The organism is Nocardia amamiensis NBRC 102102 (assembly GCF_001612745.1).
GTDB classification, from domain to species: domain Bacteria; phylum Actinomycetota; class Actinomycetes; order Mycobacteriales; family Mycobacteriaceae; genus Nocardia; species Nocardia amamiensis.
Window position 1 is genome coordinate 1 of sequence record NZ_BDBA01000444.1, and the last position, 1231, is coordinate 1231.

General features: G+C 68.1%; 2 protein-coding genes. Both read left to right on the top strand.

From position 1 onward, the window contains the following. Positions 1-211, top strand: a 211-nt coding sequence (locus NA4_RS38305) for an IS3 family transposase (RefSeq protein WP_067481145.1), incomplete at its 5' end; no start/stop codon positions are given. Positions 212-253: 42 nt separating this feature from the next. Beyond that, a partial coding sequence (locus tag NA4_RS38310; RefSeq protein ID WP_281180116.1) for a helix-turn-helix domain-containing protein occupies positions 254-1231 on the top strand: 978 nt, incomplete at its 3' end.

Genomic DNA, 1231 nt, shown 5'->3' on the forward strand with positions numbered 1-1231 from the left:
GGCAGAGTCGATCATCGGCCTGTTCAAGACCGAGGTGATCAACCGGCACGGCCCGTTCAAAACCCTCACCGAGGTCGAGTTCGCGCTCATGGAGTGGTGCGACTGGTACAACAACTCGCGTCTGCACTCCCGGCTGGACTACCTGACCCCGGCCGAATACGAAGCCGCGTACTACGCTCAACAACCACCACGCCGACCGGCGCTGGTCTAACACCGAAGCCGGTCCCTTACCCGTGACGATTCAGAGGAACCGGTGGTCGGTGATGGTGTCGACCCGGGTCTGGTTTTGTCGGGACTTTCGGAGTCCGAGCGGGAACGCATCGCGGCGCGAGCCGAGCATGTCCGGGAGGTGTTGACCGGCTACCGCGCTGGTCACGCCGGGGCGGCTCGGGAGGGTGAGCCGCGCGCGGAATACGGCGGGGGTGTGTCGATGCGGGATCGCTACGCCGCCAAGGCTGCCGAGCTGTCGGTGGCGGTCCGCACGGTCGAGTACTGGGTGGCGGCCTACCGGCAAGGCGGGGAGGCGGGCCTGGCCGATGATCGCTACCGCACCGGCCGTCGCGGTGGTGTCGATCCGCGCTGGGATGCGGCGGTCCGCGCGGAGATGGCGGCATCGACGCCGACTCGGTCGGCGTTGCTGATGCGCGTGGCCGAGCGGTTGGAGCGTGAGCACGGCCCAGGGGTGGTGGCGTTGCCGTCGAAGACGACGGCCTACCGCCGTCTGGGGGTGTTGGCCAAGGGCACGAACGCGATGACGGGTTCGGCGAAGGGTCGCCGCTCGATCGCGGGGCGCCCGCAGGGGGTTTACGGGCGCTTGCGGGCGAGTCGGCCGGGTGAGTATCTGATCCTGGACACCCAGGACCTGGATATCTTCGCCATGGAGCCGGTGACGTGCCGGTGGGTGCGCACACAGCTGACCGTCGCCCAGGACCTGTTCGATCGCCAGATCGTCGGGTTGAAGCTCACGCCGGTCTCGACGAAAGCGGTCGATGTCGCGGCAGTGCTGTTCGAGGCGGTCACCGGTCGTGGTGCGCGTCGGCCGTCGCTGGGGCCGGCGCACGGGTTGCGCGAGCATCTGGTCTTCACCGAGGACGGGGACGATGGCGAGATCTGGTGCACACCGGAGACGTTGGTGATCGATCGGGGCAAGGCGTTCCTGTCGGCGCATGTGATCGGGGTTTGCGCCCGGTTGGGGATCTCGATTCAGCCCGCCCAACCGCACAAGCCGACC